This is a genomic window from Collinsella aerofaciens, from assembly GCF_039752985.1.
GTDB lineage: Bacteria > Actinomycetota > Coriobacteriia > Coriobacteriales > Coriobacteriaceae > Collinsella > Collinsella aerofaciens_BT.
Genome location: NZ_JBDMHA010000003.1, coordinates 50,458 through 66,951 on the forward strand (window position 1 = coordinate 50,458; position 16,494 = coordinate 66,951).

At 60.0% G+C, this 16,494-nt stretch carries 20 protein-coding genes and 1 pseudogene; 1 reads left to right on the plus strand and 20 read right to left on the minus strand.

Annotated elements, in window-relative coordinates; translation table 11 throughout:
* Positions 1–40: 40 nt before the first annotated feature.
* Both tyrS and ABHR76_RS00870 read right to left on the minus strand, forming a co-directional pair.
* Complete coding sequence (gene tyrS / locus ABHR76_RS00865; RefSeq protein WP_195503621.1) at positions 41–1,252, minus strand: tyrosine--tRNA ligase; 1,212 nt, start codon at positions 1,250–1,252, stop codon at positions 41–43.
* Between the two features lie 96 nt (positions 1,253–1,348).
* Positions 1,349–3,307, minus strand: coding sequence for a U32 family peptidase (locus ABHR76_RS00870; protein ID WP_346976525.1), 1,959 nt, complete (start codon positions 3,305–3,307; stop codon positions 1,349–1,351).
* Between the two features lie 162 nt (positions 3,308–3,469).
* On the opposite strand from ABHR76_RS00870, the gene ABHR76_RS00875 reads away from it, so the two are divergent.
* Positions 3,470–5,680, plus strand: a complete 2,211-nt coding sequence (locus ABHR76_RS00875) for a transglycosylase domain-containing protein (protein ID WP_346976526.1) — start codon at positions 3,470–3,472, stop codon at positions 5,678–5,680.
* Between the two features lie 189 nt (positions 5,681–5,869).
* On the opposite strand, the gene ABHR76_RS00880 is transcribed toward ABHR76_RS00875, so the two are convergent.
* From ABHR76_RS00880 to rplF, 18 genes and pseudogenes are all read right to left on the minus strand, one after another.
* A complete protein-coding gene (locus tag ABHR76_RS00880) occupies positions 5,870–6,307 on the minus strand; it encodes an arginine repressor (RefSeq protein WP_346976527.1) in 438 nt (145 codons plus the stop codon).
* Between the two features lie 132 nt (positions 6,308–6,439).
* On the minus strand, positions 6,440–7,438 hold the full coding sequence (locus tag ABHR76_RS00885) for a glycosyltransferase family 2 protein (RefSeq protein ID WP_195239306.1): 999 nt from the start codon (positions 7,436–7,438) through the stop codon (positions 6,440–6,442).
* A gap of 203 nt (positions 7,439–7,641) precedes the next feature.
* The gene (gene truA, locus ABHR76_RS00890; RefSeq protein WP_346976528.1) at positions 7,642–8,466 is read right to left on the minus strand and encodes a tRNA pseudouridine(38-40) synthase TruA; all 825 of its coding nucleotides are present in this window, start codon (positions 8,464–8,466) and stop codon (positions 7,642–7,644) included.
* Between the two features lie 92 nt (positions 8,467–8,558).
* The gene (gene rplQ, locus ABHR76_RS00895) at positions 8,559–9,026 is read right to left on the minus strand and encodes a 50S ribosomal protein L17 (RefSeq protein ID WP_055252240.1); all 468 of its coding nucleotides are present in this window, start codon (positions 9,024–9,026) and stop codon (positions 8,559–8,561) included.
* A 30-nt stretch (positions 9,027–9,056) separates the two neighbouring features.
* Positions 9,057–9,998 (minus strand): DNA-directed RNA polymerase subunit alpha, encoded by a 942-nt coding sequence (locus tag ABHR76_RS00900; protein ID WP_006235276.1) that lies wholly within the window; start codon positions 9,996–9,998, stop codon positions 9,057–9,059.
* Between the two features lie 32 nt (positions 9,999–10,030).
* Complete coding sequence (rpsD, locus tag ABHR76_RS00905; RefSeq protein WP_006235275.1) at positions 10,031–10,627, minus strand: 30S ribosomal protein S4; 597 nt, start codon at positions 10,625–10,627, stop codon at positions 10,031–10,033.
* A 19-nt stretch (positions 10,628–10,646) separates the two neighbouring features.
* On the minus strand, positions 10,647–11,051 hold the full coding sequence (gene rpsK / locus ABHR76_RS00910) for a 30S ribosomal protein S11 (protein WP_006235274.1): 405 nt from the start codon (positions 11,049–11,051) through the stop codon (positions 10,647–10,649).
* Positions 11,052–11,065: 14 nt separating this feature from the next.
* Entirely contained in the window at positions 11,066–11,440 is a 375-nt protein-coding gene (rpsM, locus tag ABHR76_RS00915; RefSeq protein WP_022094275.1) for a 30S ribosomal protein S13, read from the minus strand.
* 14 nt (positions 11,441–11,454) lie between these two features.
* Positions 11,455–11,568, minus strand: coding sequence for a 50S ribosomal protein L36 (gene rpmJ, locus ABHR76_RS00920; protein WP_006363204.1), 114 nt, complete (start codon positions 11,566–11,568; stop codon positions 11,455–11,457).
* Between the two features lie 147 nt (positions 11,569–11,715).
* A complete protein-coding gene (infA, locus tag ABHR76_RS00925; RefSeq protein WP_346976529.1) occupies positions 11,716–11,934 on the minus strand; it encodes a translation initiation factor IF-1 in 219 nt (72 codons plus the stop codon).
* 104 nt (positions 11,935–12,038) lie between these two features.
* On the minus strand, positions 12,039–12,827 hold the full coding sequence (map, locus tag ABHR76_RS00930) for a type I methionyl aminopeptidase (protein WP_343000637.1): 789 nt from the start codon (positions 12,825–12,827) through the stop codon (positions 12,039–12,041).
* Positions 12,824–13,450: an adenylate kinase gene (locus ABHR76_RS00935; RefSeq protein ID WP_346976531.1), complete on the minus strand. Its 627-nt coding sequence runs from the start codon at positions 13,448–13,450 to the stop codon at positions 12,824–12,826. Before ABHR76_RS00935 ends, map begins: the two co-directional genes overlap by 4 nt.
* Positions 13,451–13,468: 18 nt before the next feature.
* Positions 13,469–14,755 (minus strand): preprotein translocase subunit SecY, encoded by a 1,287-nt coding sequence (gene secY, locus ABHR76_RS00940; protein WP_117775826.1) that lies wholly within the window; start codon positions 14,753–14,755, stop codon positions 13,469–13,471.
* Positions 14,749–15,198, minus strand: a complete 450-nt coding sequence (gene rplO / locus ABHR76_RS00945) for a 50S ribosomal protein L15 (RefSeq protein WP_006235267.1) — start codon at positions 15,196–15,198, stop codon at positions 14,749–14,751. Before rplO ends, secY begins: the two co-directional genes overlap by 7 nt.
* 3 nt (positions 15,199–15,201) lie before the next feature.
* The gene (gene rpmD / locus ABHR76_RS00950) at positions 15,202–15,384 is read right to left on the minus strand and encodes a 50S ribosomal protein L30 (RefSeq protein ID WP_006235266.1); all 183 of its coding nucleotides are present in this window, start codon (positions 15,382–15,384) and stop codon (positions 15,202–15,204) included.
* Positions 15,385–15,386: 2 nt separating this feature from the next.
* Positions 15,387–15,911, minus strand: coding sequence for a 30S ribosomal protein S5 (gene rpsE / locus ABHR76_RS00955; protein WP_006235265.1), 525 nt, complete (start codon positions 15,909–15,911; stop codon positions 15,387–15,389).
* Positions 15,912–15,925: 14 nt separating this feature from the next.
* A complete protein-coding gene (rplR, locus tag ABHR76_RS00960; RefSeq protein ID WP_346976533.1) occupies positions 15,926–16,294 on the minus strand; it encodes a 50S ribosomal protein L18 in 369 nt (122 codons plus the stop codon).
* Between the two features lie 75 nt (positions 16,295–16,369).
* Positions 16,370–16,494 (minus strand): annotated as a pseudogene (gene rplF, locus ABHR76_RS00965) (50S ribosomal protein L6); the annotation flags it as partial.

The window sequence follows — 16,494 nt, forward strand, 5'->3', positions numbered from 1 at the left end:
CGCAGCGTCGGCCGGTCCGCCGTTCGGTAGAACGGCGGAACTAAATCAACTTGAAGCCCTTGCGCTTACCCACAGAAAGGGTGTCGCCCAGCTTGAGGGCGCTGGGATCGATGTTGTAGCTCTTGGGAGCCACGGCCTTGCCGTTGATCTTGACGCCACCGCCGTCGATATCGCGACGAGCCTGGCCGGCGCTCGCCGAAAGGCCCAAGTTCTTGAGCAGGCCGGCGAGGTAGATCTGGCCCTCGTCGTTGACGGTCAGCTCGACATGCTTCTCGGGGAAGTCGGCAAGCTGGCCCTCCTTGAACACGCGGTCGAACTCGGCCTGAGCCTCGTCTCCGGCGCCGGCGCCGTGGTAGGTGTCGCACAGGTCGCGGCCCAGAGCGCGCTTGAGCTCGTAGGGGTCGGCAGAACCATCGGCCAGGGCGGCGTCGATCTTGTCGACCTCGGCCGGGGTGAGCGAGCTGGCCAGACGATAGTACTTGCCGATCATCTCGTCGGGGATGGACATGGTCTTGCCGAACATATCCTTGGGAGCGTCGGTCAGGCCGATGTAGTTGCCATAGGACTTGGACATCTTGCGCACGCCATCGGTGCCCTCGAGCAGCGGCATGGTGAGCGCGATCTGCGGCTCCATGCCCATCTTCTCCATGAGCTCACGGCCAGCGAGCAGGTTGAAGAGCTGATCGGTGCCGCCCATCTCGACGTCGGCCTTGATCTGCACGGAGTCGAAAGCCTGCATCACGGGATACAGGAACTCATGCAGGGCGATCGGCGTCTGAGACTGGTAGCGCTTGGTAAAGTCGTCGCGCTCGAGGATGCGGGCGACGGTGAACTTGGAGCACACCTGCAGCAGACCGGCCAGATCCATCGAAAGGATCCAGTCACCGTTGTGCACGATGGTGGTCTTCTCGGGATCCAGGATCTTCATGGCCTGGCTCACGTAGGTCTCGGCATTGGCCTCGATCTGCTCCTGCGAAAGCTGCGGACGGGTGGAATTCTTGCCCGAAGGGTCGCCAATCAACGCGGTACCGTTGCCGATGATGAGGGTGACGTTGTGGCCCAGGTCCTGGAACTGACGCATCTTGCGCAGCGGCACGGCGTGGCCCAGGTGCAGGTCGGGGCTGGTGGGGTCGACGCCGAGCTTGATGTTGAGGGGCTCGCCCTTCTCAAGCTTCTTGCGAAGGTCGGCCTCGGGAACGATCTGCGCGGCGCCCGAGGTGATGATACGCATTTGCTCGTCAACAGACAGCATTGGGTATCCTCCTTTTGCTATAGCACCCTCGCCGAAAACGGCGGTGCTGGAAGTCCATAAACTCTCTTATGATAACAAACTGACGCGACGCAACACCTACGACAGGAAAATCCTCGTCCTGCCGCATGCGTCAATGGCAACTAGCAGACGTGTACCGTCACGCTCGACCAGATAGCGTACCTGCCGACGACGCAAGCAGTCGCGGCAACGAACCTGTCCCGTCGCATCGGTGGCGCAGACGCCCTCGGCGGTCAGCAGGCAGTGCTCGCACACCATAAGCTCGGGACGGTCGGCGTCGACCGGACCCAAGACGCCGGGTTCAGCAGCCAGTTCGGCAATACGCTCCGCATCATTGCCGAGCAACTCGGCCGGCAAGTACACCCGCCCCGCACCGAGTCCACGCAGCCAGGTATGCGTGGCCCGATTCGCGCAGAACACCGGCGCCGCCACGTCAAACGTCACGCCCAGCTCGCGAGCGATCACCACCTGTCCCAGGTTGCGGCAGACGACGCGCCCGGCACGCTGCATCAGTGAGCGGGTCCGGTCAGCGTCACCCGTGCGGCACACCTCGTCAAGCACCACAACGGCGTCGGACAAATCGAGTTCTCCGCGCGGGTCGGCATCCATCAGCTGCCAAGCAAAAACCATGCGAGTGGGAACCGCGCACTCCACCAACTCCGTCGACGCACCGCCATCCACCGCAACGTCCTCAAAGGGCAGCACCTCAACGGCACGCGCAACGGGCGCAATCGCATCCGCCTCGGCCCGCATGCGCTCCAACACCGCCGCCGTCTGATCCAACACGCCGGCGCTGCGAATCAGGTACACCTCGCAGCCCGTGTCAACCTTACGCTTGCAATGCACGACGACGCGCTCCCCCGCTGCGGCATCCACCGGACAGGGCACCTGCGGCCAGCGCTTGGGCACATCGGGACGCGCGTCGGCACCCGGATAAAACCGGATCTCGAGCGTGTCACCCGCCGCCACGGCGGCGTCGAGCTCAACGGTCACCTCTTCGTGGCCCACAGCGACCAAGCGCCCCACGCGCACGCCCTGGTTAATCGCACGCTCAAAGCTCATCAGCTCGGCACCCGAACGCCCTCGCAGGTACGCATCGGTAAACCCACGGTTAAACGACCTTCCCAGCTCGCGCTCAAGCTCTTCCACGGCACCGGGGTCCCACGCGCCGTCGTACAGCATATCGAGTGCCCGGCGCCACACCCGCACCACGTTGAATACGTAATCGGGGTTCTTCATGCGCCCCTCGATCTTGAGCGACGCCACGCCGGCATCTACAAGCTCGGGCAGATGTGCAATACCCAGATAGTCGCGCGGGCACAGCAGGCGATCTCCCTCGACGGCGACAACGCTCTGCCCCGCCTCGTCCACCAGGTCGTACGCCAGACGGCACGGCTGCGTGCAGTCGCCGCGCATCGCCGAGCGCCCACGCCGCAGGGCCGAGAACTCGCACGCCCCCGAATAGCCGATGCAAATCGCACCGTGGCAGAATACCTCGATGGGCACGCCCGTGGCACATAGCGCCGCAATCTCGTCGACCGTCAGCTCGCGTGCCGTCGTCACGCGCTCGACCCCCAGCTCATCGGCGGCAAGTCGCACGGCGCCTTCGCTATGAACGCCCGCCTGCGTGGACAGGTGAATCTCGACCCCGGGAATCGCCGCGCGCAGCGCGCAGGCCAGCCCGGCATCGGCGACAATCAGAGCATCGGCGCCCAGCTCCAGTGCATGAGCTCCCAACGCCACCGCGTCGGACAACTCATCGTCAAACACGAACACGTTGAGCGTCACGTACACACGCACGCCATGGGCATGCGCCACGGCGCAGCCGCGCGCAAACTCGTCGTCGGTAAAACCGTGCGCACTCACACGGGCGTTAAAGCCGCCCAACCCCGCATAGATGGCATCGGCGCCCGCGGCGATGGCCGCAAACATCTGGTCGAGCCCGCCCGCCGGCGCCAGCAGCTCGGGCAGCGCCGCACCGGCAGCATCCAATCCAGTCTCGTATTGTCCGCTCGGCCCCATCGTCCGAATCGCCATCGGCAAACTCCTTACCAAGGTATGCATTCACTCTGAAAAATGCCGTCTTCCAGCATACACGAGGCCTCGCGCGCCCCGTTTGGTTTATCGTGTAATAACTTATGTCCATCCTGCCCCGACGGCACATCCGCCGTCCGGCACGACATACCTGGAGGTCAATATATGGGTCCTCGCCAACGACAGGGACGCAGCCGTTCAAAGACGCATGCCCTGCCCATAATCCTGCTCTCGTTTTTGGGCTTTTTGCTGATTGCGGGCGTGGCATTTGGCATCGGCATGGTCGGCAACGTCAACCGCTGGCTGTCCGATCTGCCCGACTACACCGACGCCAACGCGTATCTGGTGAGCGAGCCCACCGAGATCGTCGACTGCAACGGCAACAAGATCGCGAGCTTCTACACGCAAAACCGCAAGTCCATCACCAAGGACAAGGTCTCCCCCTACGTGCTACAGGGCACCGTTGACGTCGAGGACGAGCGCTTCTACGAGCACGGCGGTATCGACCTGTGGGGTATCGCGCGTGCTGCGGTGGCAACCCTCGGCGGCGGGCACGAAGGCGCCTCGACTATCACCCAGCAGCTGGTGCGCAACACCATCCTGCAGGAGGAGCAGTTCGACTCGACCATCGAGCGTAAGGTGCGCGAGGCCTACATCGCCGTAAAGATGGAGGACATGTACTCCAAAGACGAGATCCTCATGATGTACCTCAACACCATCTATTACGGTCACGGCGCCTACGGTATTGAGGCCGCCGCCGAGACCTACCTGTCCAAGAGCGCCGCAGACCTCACCCTGAGCGAGGCCGCGCTGCTCATCGGCCTTCCCAACTCGCCCTCGCAGTACGACCCCACGGTCAACCCCGACCTGGCGCTGTCCCGTCGCAACAAGGTCCTCGACAACATGCTGCGCCTGGGCCACATTACGCAGGAGGAGCACGATGCCGCACAGGCCGAGCCCATCACCCTCAACGTGACCGAAATCTCGGGCAGCGGCGTTGACGTATACTCGCAGCCCTACTTTGTCGCCTATGTTAAGCAGCTGCTGGAGCAGGAGTTCTCGACCGACGTGCTCTTTAAGGGCGGCCTGACCGTCAAGACCACCATCGACCCCACGATGCAGCAGGTGGCAGAGAATGCCGTTCGCGAGCAGCTCGACACGCTCTCGCTCGACGGCCTGGACATGGGCATGGTCGTCGTCGACCCCAAGACCGGCTACATCAAGTGCATGGTGGGCGGCTACGATTACAACGCCGACGAGAACCACGTAAACCATGCCACGGCCAAGCGTCCCGTCGGCTCCACCTTTAAGGCCTTTACGCTGGCAACTGCCATCCAAAACGGCATGAACCCCAACGTCACCCTCAACTGCAACTCGCCGCTCAAGGCCAAGGGCACCACGACCGAGGTCCAAAACTACGCCAACCATAGCTATGGCAACATCACGCTTAAGCAGGCGACGGCATACTCCTCCAACACCGGCTACATCCAGGTGGCGGAAGCCGTCGGCAACAACAAGATCATCTCGCTCGTCAAAAAGCTCGGCATCGATCCCGCCAAGGACAACATCGAGGACGTTCCCGTCATGACCCTCGGCACCGGCTCGATCTCGCCGCTCGAGATGGCCGCCGCCTACGCGACGTTTGCCAACGGCGGCTACTATCGCCAGCCGATCGCCATCACCGAGATTGACTCTCGTACCGGTTCGGTGCTGTACCAGCACACCGACAATCCCTCACAGGTACTTACCGAGGGCGAGGCCGCCGCGGTCACCGATGTTCTGTCCGGCGTCATGAAGGGCGGCGGTACGGGTGCTGCCGGCGCCCTGAGCGTCAACCAGCCCTATGCCGGCAAGACGGGCACCACCGACAACACCACCAACCTGTGGTTCTGCGGCTATACCCCGCAGCTGGCGTGCGCCCTGTGGACCGGCTATTCCGCGGGCGAGATTCCCATCCAAAAATACGGCACAGACCTGCTGGGCGACAGCACCAACCTGCCTGTCTTTAAGCGGTTTATGAACACCGTTCTGACCGGTACCGAGCGCGAGGAGTTTGCGACCGGAACGGCGCCCACCTACAAGAACAACAGCGTCTGGAAGTTCTACGGCACCAACAACACCAAGAAGACGGAGAACGACGACAAGGACGAGAACGAGGACGAAGAGGAAACCACCACAACGACTACCACGACGACCACGACCACCGAGACCACGGGCGGCGACACCACCGGCGGCACCGGTACGACCGGTGGCTCGACGGGCGGCTCCACTGGTGGTTCGACCGGCGGCGATGGCGGCACGCCTACGCCTACGCCTACGCCTACGCCTACACCCACTCCCGACCCCTCGCCCACGCCTGACGATACGGTTGGCTAGAAATTCATCCGGCCATTAGCAACAAGGCCCCCGAGCAGCTTATTAAAGTGCTCGGGGGCCTTTTAGTTTAAAGCGACCTGGTGGACGGCCTTTATACCGGCAAACAATATAGGGGGTACCGACCAACGTCGATACCCCCTTACAAGCCACCATGTCACGCACACAGTGCCGAGCGCACGACCCGCACGCCTACTTGCGAGAATTGCTCAGCTTATTGATCAGCGCCTCGAGACGCTCGCCGTCCTCGGCCGTCTGGGCAATAACCAAAATCGTATCGTTGCCGGCAAGCGAGCCAAGCACATCGGGCAACTCTGCCGCATCAACGGCGGCGGCGATGCCGGAAGCCGTACCAGGCTGAGCCTTGATCATAACCAGATTATCGGTGCGCAGAACGCCCGTTACGAGCTCGGAAACCATACGCTGCAGGTGCAGGTCCTCTGCCAGAGCATAGATACCCTCGGGGAGCTTACGCAGCCCCATATCGGCAATATCGCGAGAGACAGTCGCCTGCGTGCAATCAAAGCCCATAGCGCGGAGCTCATCGACCAGCACGCGCTGCGTGCGGACGTCCTTATTGCGCACAATATCTCTAATGGCATCCTGGCGCCCATTGCGTTTTTTAGCCATACAAACCCTCTCTCCAAAAGATGGCGGAGACAATCAATCAGTGACTGAATAGTTTAACGCTATTTGAAGGCTTTTGTGTATAAGAACGCATTTCGAAACAATTCTATGCAAATTTGTTTCGAAATGAGCCGTTTAGGCGGTTTTTGCGCCCGTCCGGTTAAGAAAAGCTGCCAGATGCGTACACATCACGCAGCGCGCGGGCTTGGCGCTGGCGATCGGCCCAAACAACAAACCGAGTCCCCGATGGTTATCCTTGAGCGCGGCGACCATCTGACGGGTTCGAGGCGCATCGAGCATATCACGCATGCGGGCGGAACGCTCGATTGACGACACCCCATGCGGGCTCAGACACAAATTCTCGATGCAGGCGACCAGTCCGGCAAAGTAGAACTTTTGGCTTGCCAGCTTGAGCCGACCACCGCTGTCTGCTTCCGAGAGTGAGTCCGCAAGCTCGTCGAGCGCTCGAGTGTCATCGGATACCTTGGCATACATGGTGGGATCAAAGGCATCTGTAAGTTTAGGTGCCGCCGTGTGGAAACAAGCATCGCCGCAGCCGGACACGCATCGTGTCTGCGAAAGCGCGCATGCCATAAACCCAACTGTGCGAAACACCTTGTCGCACAAAAGGCATGCCTCAAACAGCGAGCGGCTGTACATCACACCAGAGGTCTGAACGACTAGGCCGCCTAAAATCAACTGAGGCAGCCCGGCCACCATCGAAGATTTGCTATCAATGGAAATATGAGCAGCATCCAAGACGCGCGAATGGCGCTCTCGATGTGCATCATAGCGGTCGAGCGACACCGTGGGGAGCACTATGTCTGCCGTAGTATCGCACGCGATATTGACCATCTTGGAAAGGGACTGCGGAGCAAACCACTCATCGGCGTTCATAGCGATGATTTGAGAGCCGCGCGAGGCAGCAAAACCGGCACGAAGACAAGCGCCGCGCTTCGCGTCCTCGACGTCAATCAAATCAATATGAATGTCCCTGTCGGCAGCAACTTGAAGCGAATGGCGCACACCGGGCGCAGCATCGCGACAGACAACGACAATCTGCAAATCGTAGAGGTCTTGGTTCTGGATACTCTCGAGCGCACGCATCGCATAGCTGGGCGAACCTTCTACCACAAGGATCACCGAAAGTCGCGGATGCGAGCCACGTCGAACCAAGTTATCCGTCCTCTCGACAGCAGTGAATCAAACTGTCGTTCATGGTACACCCCGGCAATAAAAGCAATGAGACACCGGTTGTATTGCACGCCAAGAACAGATGTTGCACACGCGCAGCCCACAGATGACAGGTGCCGACGCACGACGCGCCGAGCCCTCCCCTAGTCGAGCACGACAAGCTCGGCGGGATCGTAATCCACGCCCATAAACGTAAGGCCGCAGGCAGGAGCCGTGGGGCCCGCAGCGGTACGGTCGCAAGCATCGATGACCTCGCGCATCCACTCGGGTTCACGGCGATGCATGCCAATCGCGACAAGCGTGCCAACGATCGTACGGACCATCGAATGCAGAAACGCATTGCCCTCGATGGTAAACGTCAGGATGTCCTCGCCAAACGCAACCTCATGGCCAAACTCGGCGCGCATTACGCAGCGGTGCGTAGGTTTGCCCACGGCAGAAGCAACCTTGCAAAAGCTTTTAAAGTCCTGCTCGCCCAGCAGCGCGGGGCAGGCAGCAGACATAGCCTCAACATCCAAGGGATAGCGATGCCACCACACCGCACCGCGGGACAGCACGGGGCGCGCATCTCGATCGGCAATACGGTACGTATACGTACGGGAACGCGCGTCAAAACGTGCAGAAAAGCCTTTACGGGCCTTGTAGACCTCGTTGATGGCGATATCTTTGGGCAGGAGGGCATCCATAGCCCTCAGCCACCTACGGCGCGTCAAAGCCAACTCAGCGTCCGTTACGGGCACGCTGATAAACTGTGCCACCGCATGCACGCCGGCATCGGTACGTCCCGCACACGTCAGGTCGATCGGACGGCGCAGGAGCGTCTCAATAGCTCGACGTAGCTCACCCGCAACCGTCGTCTCTCCCGGCTGCTCGGCAAATCCGCTATACGACGAGCCATCATAGGCCACGCGAAATACGAGCGTGGCGTCAAGCTCGGAAATCGAATTGAAATCAGACGGCGCGGTCATGGGCGCTCCCAACAAACAATCAACGGTATCGCGACAAAAAAAGAGGGGTACGCGAACGTACCCCTCGAATATAGCCTATGCAGACGGATTGTCTACTCAGCGGTCTCCTCGGCAGCGGTCTCCTCGACAGCCTCGACCTTCTTGGGAGCAGCGGCCTTCTTGGGGGCCGGAGCAGCCTTCTTGGCCTTAGGCGTGCAAGGCTCAGTGACGAGCTCCATGATAACGATAGGAGCGTTGTCGCCCTTACGGTTACCGAGCTTCATGATGCGGGTGTAACCGCCGTTGCGGTCCTGCCACATACCCTGAGCAGCCTTGTCGAAAATCTCGGCAACGAGCTGCTTATCGCCGAGCTTGGCGATGGCCAGACGACGAGAGTGCAGGTCGCCCTTCTTGGCCCAGGTGATGATCGGATCGACGACCGAACGCAGCGCCTTAGCGCGGGTCTCGGTGGTCTTGATGCGGTCGTTCTCGAAGAGGGCCTTGGCCAGGCTCTTCTTCATGGCCTTGGTGTGGCTCGCATCGGTGCCGAGCTTCAGGCCCTTCTTAACGTTGTGACGCATGGTCTAGTTTCTCCTCAAATATGCGAAGCATTAAGCCTTCAGGCTCAGGCCCATGGACTCAAGCTTGTCCTTCACTTCCTCGATCGACTTAACACCGAAGTTACGGATGTTAAGCAGATCGTTCTCCGAGAACTCAACGAGCTGACGGACCGAGTGAATGCTGGCGCGCTTAAGGCAGTTGTAGGAACGGACGGAAAGGTCCAGATCCTCGATCTGCTTGTCCAGCTCGGCGTTGTCGTTGGTGACCTCGGGAGCGAAGATCGAAGCCTCCTCCTCGACCTCGGGGGTCTCGGCAAGGTTCATAAAGGCAGCCATATGCTGGTTGATGATATTGGCAGCCTGGACCACGGCGTCGCGCGGGGCGATGGAGCCGTTGGTCTCGATCTCGAGGACAAGGCGGTCGTAGTCGGTGTGCTGACCGACACGGCAAGCCTCAACGAGCTTGGCGCAACGGGACACCGGCGAGTAAAGCGAGTCGACGTGGATCACACCGATGGGATCGTTGTCGCGCTTGTTAGCCTCGCCAGAGACATAGCCGCGGCCATAGCCGATGCGCATGCTCATGGTGAGATGGCCACCCTCGGTGAGCGTAGCGATGTGCTGCTCGGGGTTGACCAGCTCAAACTCGGACGGAATAAAGAAGTCCGCACCGGTGACCTCGCAGGGGCCGTCAACCGAAATGGTGGCGGTCGCCTCGTCGGTCGTGCCGAGAGCCCTGAAGACAAGACCCTTGACATTCAGGACGATGTCGGTGACATCCTCGACCATGTTAGGGATGGTCATGAACTCGTGCTGCGCGCCATCGATCTGAATAGCCTCGACGGCGGCACCCTCGAGCGAGGACAGAAGAACGCGACGAAGGGAGTTACCCAGCGTATCGCCGTAGCCACGCTCGAGCGGCTCAACGGAGACACGAGCAGACGTCTCGTTAATCTCTTCGACCTGAACCTGAGGCCTAATGAATTCTGACATGTATTACCTCCAGCCTCAGCAGCCCGGATGGACTACTTAGAGTAGAGCTCGACGATGAGCTGCTCGTTGATATCACCGCTGATCTGCTCACGCGTCGGCAGAGCGAGCACGTTACCAGACAGCTTCTCGATATCGACCTCGAGCCAGCCAGGGACCTCGAAACGCTCGGAGGAAATCAGAGCCTCCTTGATGGGGAGGAGGTCACGGAACTTCTCGCCGACAGCGACGACGTCGCCGGCCTTGACGCGGTAGGACGGAATGTCCACGCGCTTGCCGTTCACGGTGAAGTGACCGTGACGGACGGACTGACGAGCCTCTTTGCGGGTGCGAGCGAAGCCCAGACGGAAGACGACGTTGTCGAGGCGAGACTCAAGGATGATCATGAGGTTCTCACCGGTGACGCCGTTCATCTTACGGGCCTTGTTGAAGTAGCCGTGGAACTGCTTCTCCAGAACGCCATAGATGAACTTGACCTTCTGCTTCTCACGCAGCTGCATGCCGTACTCAGATTCCTTGCGACGGCGCTTGGGCTGACGGATAGATTCCTTCTTGCTGCTGTAACCGAGCTCAGCGGGATCGATCCCGAGCTGACGGCAGCGCTTAAGAACAGGAGTCCTGTCGATTGCCATATTGATACGATCCTTTCAGTTACACGCGGCGACGCTTCTTGGGGCGGCAGCCGTTGTGCGGAATGGGGGTCTTGTCCTGGATGCTCGAGACCTCGAGGCCAGCAGCCTGGAGGGAGCGGATGGCGGTCTCACGACCGGAGCCGGGGCCCTTAACGAAGACGGAAACCTTCTTCATACCGTGCTCCATGGCCTGCTTGGCAGCAGCTTCGGCAGCCATCTGGGCAGCGAACGGCGTGGACTTACGGGAGCCCTTGAAGCCCACCTGGCCAGCCGACTTCCAGGAAATGACGTTGCCCTGGGGATCGGTGATCGAAACGATCGTGTTGTTGAACGTAGAACGAATGTGAGCCTGGCCCACGGAAATGTTCTTACGGTCCGCGCGCTTCAGACGGGCAGCGCGAACGTTCTTCTTAGCAGTAGCCATCTATCTAGCGCTCCTTATTTCTTCTTCTTAGCACCGATCTGACGCTTCGGACCCTTGCGGGTACGAGCGTTAGTGTGGGTGCGCTGGCCGCGGACCGGGAGGCCCTTGCGGTGACGAAGGCCGCGGTTGCAGCCGATGTCCATAAGGCGCTTGACGTTCTGGTTGCGCTCACGGCGGAGGTCGCCCTCAACCATGATCTGATTCTTATCGATATAATCGCGGATGGCGTTAACCTCATCCTCGGTGAGGTCCTTAACGCGCGTATCCACGTTAACGTTGCACTCGACGCAAATCTTCGTCGCAGTGGTGCGGCCGATGCCGTAAATGTAGGTCAGACCGATCTCAACGCGCTTCTCACGCGGGAGGTCGACACCATTAATACGGGCCAACGTAGTCTCCTCTCTTAACCCTGACGCTGCTTATGACGGGGGTTCTCGCAAATGACGAGGACCTTGCCGTGGCGCCTAATGATTTTGCACTTATCGCACATCTTCTTGACCGAAGGACGTACCTTCATCGTTCTTCCTTTCGGTAGCGCTCAAACTACTTCCCTACTATCTACTCGCCCAGCCGCAGGCGTTTAAAACTATGGCTGGTCTTCACACGCAAACCGACCGTAGGTTGAGCTAAGCCTGCAGTCGGAAAAGAGCGTGTATGCGTGTCGCTATTTATAGCGATAGGTGATGCGACCGCGGGTCAGGTCGTACGGGGAAAGCTCCACGACAACCCTGTCACCGGGGAGAATGCGGATGTAATTCATTCGGATCTTGCCAGAAATGTTGCACAGAACCGAATGACCGTTCTCGAGCTTGACCTTAAACATGGCGTTGGGCAGCGGTTCCTTTACCGTACCCTCGAGCTCAATTGCGTCTTCCTTCTTCACAAGCAATCATCTTTCTCTAGAAAACGACAGCTATTGAGTATTCTACAATACGCATGCACGTATCGTAATATCTTCGTAATGGCTCCACATCTAAGTGGAACTTGTTACATTTCTCCGCCTTGGAGGGAGCACCAAGCACCTTGGGCATCCGTGGTAAGAATCACCGGGCCGTCATTGGTAATGGCGACGGTGTTCTCGTAGTGCGCGGCGGGCAGGTGGTCGTTGGTCGTAACGATCCAACCATCGGAGCCCGTGCTCACATGATTGGAACCCATCGTTACCATCGGCTCGATAGCGATGACCATACCAGCCTGAAGGCGAACGCCTCTCCCCTTCTTTCCATAATTTGGAACGTTAGGGTCCTCGTGCATCACGCGGCCGATACCATGCCCCACGTAATCGCGAAGCACGCCGTAACCGTGAGACTCGGCGAGGGACTGAACAGCATACCCGACGTCCCCGATATGGTTACCGGGAACAGCCTGCTCGATGGCAGCCTTTAGGCAATCGCGCGTAACCTCGCACAGGGCCTTGGCCTCGGGCGTGGGGGTGCCGACGAAAAACGTCCAAGCGTTATCGCCGACCCAACCGTCGAGAACGGCTCCCGTATCGATGGAGATGATATCGCCATCGCGCAGAATCATATCGGGGTTGGGAATACCGTGGACCACGGCATCGTTGATTGATGCGCAAATGGTTCCGGGGAACCCGCCGTAACCCTTAAAGGCCGGGGTGCCGCCATGCATGCGGATAATCTGCTCGGCAAGCTGATCGAGTTCGAAGGTCGACACGCCGGGGCGAACCATGGCTCCAACGTGGCGGAGCGCCATCTTAGATAGCGCTCCTGCCTTCTTCATCTGCTCGATTTGCGTTGCAGACTTAATCTTGATCATAGACCGAGAGCCTCTTTGACATCCCCGTACACGGTCTCGCGAGCCTGATCACCGTTGACCGACTTGAGCAGACCCTGACCACGATAGTAGTCGACGAGCGGGCTCGTGGACTTCTCGTAGACGTCGAGACGGTTCTTGATGGTCTCGGGCTTGTCGTCGTCGCGCTGATACATCTCGCCGCCGCACTTGGGACAGGTAGCATCGGCAGCCGTGCCGGTGTAACCGCAGGCGCGGCAGGTGCGACGCGAAGACAGACGATCGATGATGACGTCGGGGGCCACATCGACCAGAAGGGCGCAGTCGATCTCGCGACCCATAGCGGAGAGCTCGGAATCGAGCGTCACGGCCTGGGCGGTGTTGCGCGGGAAGCCATCGAGGATGAAGCCCTGCTGGGCGTCATCGGCGGCAAGGCGCTCCTTGACAAGGTCGATCACGAGCTGGTCGGGAACGAGCTCGCCAGCGTCCATGTACTTCTTAGCCTGAATACCAAGCTCGGTGCCACCCTTGACGGCAGCACGCAGCAGGTCGCCCGTGGAAATGTGAGCGACGCCAAACTCGGCGACGAGCTCCTGTGCGACGGTGCCCTTACCGGCACCCGGAGCTCCGAGCAATACGAGGTTCATGAGCAATCCTCCTCTAGCCTATTTAAAGAATCCATCGTAATCATACATCTTGATCTGGCCTTCGAGCTTATCGACCGTGTCGAGCACGACGCCGACCATGATGAGGATGGACGTGCCGCCAAACGCCTGGATCAGATGGTTACCCGTGAAGGAGAAGATGATCGAAGGCACGATGGCGATGAGCGCCAAAAAGACAGCGCTGGGAAGCGTGATCTTGTTGAGCGCGTTCTTGATGTAGGCCGCGGTAGCCCTACCCGGACGGACGCCCGGAATAAAGCCGCCCTGCTTCTTAAGGTTGTCGGCCGTGTCATCGGGGTTGAACACCATGGAGGTGTAGAAGTACGCGAAGAACACGATGAGGACAACGTTAAGCACCCAGTTGAGCCAACCGGTCGAAAGCGCAGAGGCAACTGCCTGGATCCAGCCGATGCCGGGGAAGAACACGGCAATCTGGGCCGGGAAGTACAGCAGCGCCGAAGCGAAGATGATCGGCACGACACCCGCGGTGTTGACCTTGATGGGCAGGTAGGTGGTCTGGCCACCCATCATGCGACGGCCCACGACGCGCTTAGCGTAGGAGACCGGAATGCGGCGCTGGCCGCGCTCAAGGAAAACAATCAGCGGGATAACCAGCAAGATGATGGCGCAGATGATCACCATGGTGATGATGCCACCGGCATTGCCCTCGGTGCTGGAGAAGATCGCCTGCGGCAGGCCGGCCATGATGTTCGCGAAGATGATCAGCGACATGCCATTGCCGATACCGCGCTGGGTGATGAGCTCACCAATCCACATGATCAGCATGGCGCCCGCGGTGAGCGTGCCGACGATCATGAGGTCGAAGATGATCTCGGGAGCGCCGGCGCCAGTAAAGCTGATGCCGAAGCTCTTAAAGAGGAAGAGGTAACCCACGGAGTTGAGGATTGCCAGAGCCAGGGTGAGGTAACGCGAATACTGCGTAATCTTGGTCTGACCGACCTCGCCCTCGCGGGCAAGCTCATGCAGGGAAGGCACAACGGCCTGGAGCATCTGGAGGATGATCGAGCTGGTGATGTAAGGCATGATGCCCAGGGAGAACACCGAAACATAGCTCAACGCGCCACCAGAGAAAAGATTCAGGAGGGCCATAGCACCTGCGGCGACCGAATTGTTATCGGTCGAGAAAAGGCCCAGCATCCCCTGGAAGGGAATGCCGGGCACAGGAACGTGCGCACCAATGCGGTACACGACGAGCATAGCTATGGTAAAAAGAATCTTTTCGCGCAATTCTTTGATGCGGAAAGCATTCTTAAGACCATTTAGCACGGCAGCTCGACCTTTCCGCCGGCGGCCTCGATCTTGGCCTGCGCAGAAGCGCTGACCTTGTCGACCTTGACCGTGAACTTCTTGGTGAGCTCACCATTGCCGAGCACCTTGACGGGCTCGAACTCGCTCTTGGTGATGCGAGCGGCCTTAAGAGCGGCACCGTCGATCACAGCGCCGTCCTCGAACTTGCGCTCGAGACGCTCAACGTTAACGGCGGTGTACTCGATACGACGGGGGTTGCGGAAGCCCGGAAGCTTGGGCAGGCGCATAGCCAGCGGAGTCTGGCCACCCTCGAAGCCGGCACCCTTGGTGCCGCCAGAGCGGGAACCCTGGCCCTTCTGACCGCGGCCAGAAGTGGTGCCGTGACCCGAAGAATTGCCACGGCCGACGCGCTTGCGGTTCTTGGTGGAACCGGGCGCGGGAGTAAGATCGTGAAGCTGCATTTGCTACTCCTCTACAATCTCGACAAGGTGCTTGACCTTGAAGATCATGCCGCGGACGGACTCGTTGTCAGCAATCTCGCGAACCTCGCGGATCCTGTGGAGACCGAGGGCACGGACAGTACGGACCTGGTCCTGCTTGCAACCGTTGGTGCTGCGGACCTGCTTGATCTTGATGGTGTCAGCCATGCTTAGTTCTCCTTACCGACGAACATCTCGGAGACCGTCAGGCCACGGCGAGCCGCGACGTCCTCAGGGCTGGAGAGCTCCTTGAGGCCCTCGACGGCAGCCTTGATGATGTTGAGGCCGTTGTCGGTACCGAGGGACTTGGACAGGACGTTCTTGATGCCAGCAAGCTCGAAGAGGGGACGCACAGCGCCGCCGGCGATAACGCCGGTACCCTCGACAGCGGGCTTGATGATGATGCGGCCGGCACCAAAGTGACCGAGAACCTCGTGCGGAATGGTGCCCTGCTCGGTCACCGGCACGTGGAACATGTTCTTCTTGGCATCGAGAGACGCCTTGGAGATGGCCATGGGCACCTCAGCGGACTTGCCCATGCCAACGCCGACGTTGCCCTTGCCGTCGCCAACGACGACGAGAGCGACGAGGCTCATGCGACGACCACCCTTGACGGTCTTCGACACGCGGTTGATGTAAACGACGCGCTCCTCGAACTCGGAGGCCTCGCGCTGCTGCTTCTGATTACGAGCCATGTGCTACATACCTCCTAGAACTCGAGACCGGCGGCACGAGCACCGTCGGCGAGGGCCTTGACGCGGCCATGGTAGATACGGCCACCACGATCGAAAGCGACCTTGGTGATGCCGGCCTCGATGGCACGCTTGCCAACGAGCTGACCGACCTTCTCCGCAGCCTCCCTGTTCGAGGTGTGGGTGCCCTTGAACTCGGCCTCGAGGGTCGAGGCGGAGACGAGCGTCAGGCTGGAGCCCTTGCTGTCGTCGATGATCTGGGCATAGATGTTGGCGTTAGTACGGGTCACGCGAAGACGCGGACGCTCGGCGGTACCCGAGACCTTGCCGCGAACACGACGCTGACGACGCTTGAGGCCTTCCAGCTTCGCCTTATGCTTGTTCATACGTAAACTCCTAAAAAGGTTGATCTTGCCAGCACCTAACGGGGTGCTGGTCTTATGCGAGTGAGTCGGTTACGACTACTTGGCGGCCTTACCCAGCTTGCGGCGGATGTGCTCGCCAACATAGTGGATACCCTTGCCCTTGTAAGGCTCGGGAGGACGATGGCCGCGGATCTCAGCGGCGATCTGACCGACCTGCTGCT

Coding starts and splice junctions, on each gene's coding strand:
- tyrS (WP_195503621.1), bottom strand. CDS start 1,252: ATGCTGTCTGTTGACGAGCAAATGCGTATCATCACCTCGGGCGCCGCG.
- ABHR76_RS00870 (WP_346976525.1), bottom strand. CDS start 3,307: ATGGCGATTCGGACGATGGGGCCGAGCGGACAATACGAGACTGGATTG.
- ABHR76_RS00875 (WP_346976526.1), top strand. CDS start 3,470: ATGGGTCCTCGCCAACGACAGGGACGCAGCCGTTCAAAGACGCATGCC.
- ABHR76_RS00880 (WP_346976527.1), bottom strand. CDS start 6,307: ATGGCTAAAAAACGCAATGGGCGCCAGGATGCCATTAGAGATATTGTG.
- truA (WP_346976528.1), bottom strand. CDS start 8,466: ATGACCGCGCCGTCTGATTTCAATTCGATTTCCGAGCTTGACGCCACG.
- rplQ (WP_055252240.1), bottom strand. CDS start 9,026: ATGCGTCACAACGTTAAGAAGGGCCTGAAGCTCGGCACCGATGCGAGC.
- ABHR76_RS00900 (WP_006235276.1), bottom strand. CDS start 9,998: ATGTCAGAATTCATTAGGCCTCAGGTTCAGGTCGAAGAGATTAACGAG.
- rpsD (WP_006235275.1), bottom strand. CDS start 10,627: ATGGCAATCGACAGGACTCCTGTTCTTAAGCGCTGCCGTCAGCTCGGG.
- rpsK (WP_006235274.1), bottom strand. CDS start 11,051: ATGGCTACTGCTAAGAAGAACGTTCGCGCTGCCCGTCTGAAGCGCGCG.
- rpmJ (WP_006363204.1), bottom strand. CDS start 11,568: ATGAAGGTACGTCCTTCGGTCAAGAAGATGTGCGATAAGTGCAAAATC.
- map (WP_343000637.1), bottom strand. CDS start 12,827: ATGATCAAGATTAAGTCTGCAACGCAAATCGAGCAGATGAAGAAGGCA.
- ABHR76_RS00935 (WP_346976531.1), bottom strand. CDS start 13,450: ATGAACCTCGTATTGCTCGGAGCTCCGGGTGCCGGTAAGGGCACCGTC.
- rplO (WP_006235267.1), bottom strand. CDS start 15,198: ATGCAGCTTCACGATCTTACTCCCGCGCCCGGTTCCACCAAGAACCGC.
- rpmD (WP_006235266.1), bottom strand. CDS start 15,384: ATGGCTGACACCATCAAGATCAAGCAGGTCCGCAGCACCAACGGTTGC.
- rpsE (WP_006235265.1), bottom strand. CDS start 15,911: ATGGCTCGTAATCAGAAGCAGCAGCGCGAGGCCTCCGAGTTCGAGGAG.
- rplR (WP_346976533.1), bottom strand. CDS start 16,294: ATGAACAAGCATAAGGCGAAGCTGGAAGGCCTCAAGCGTCGTCAGCGT.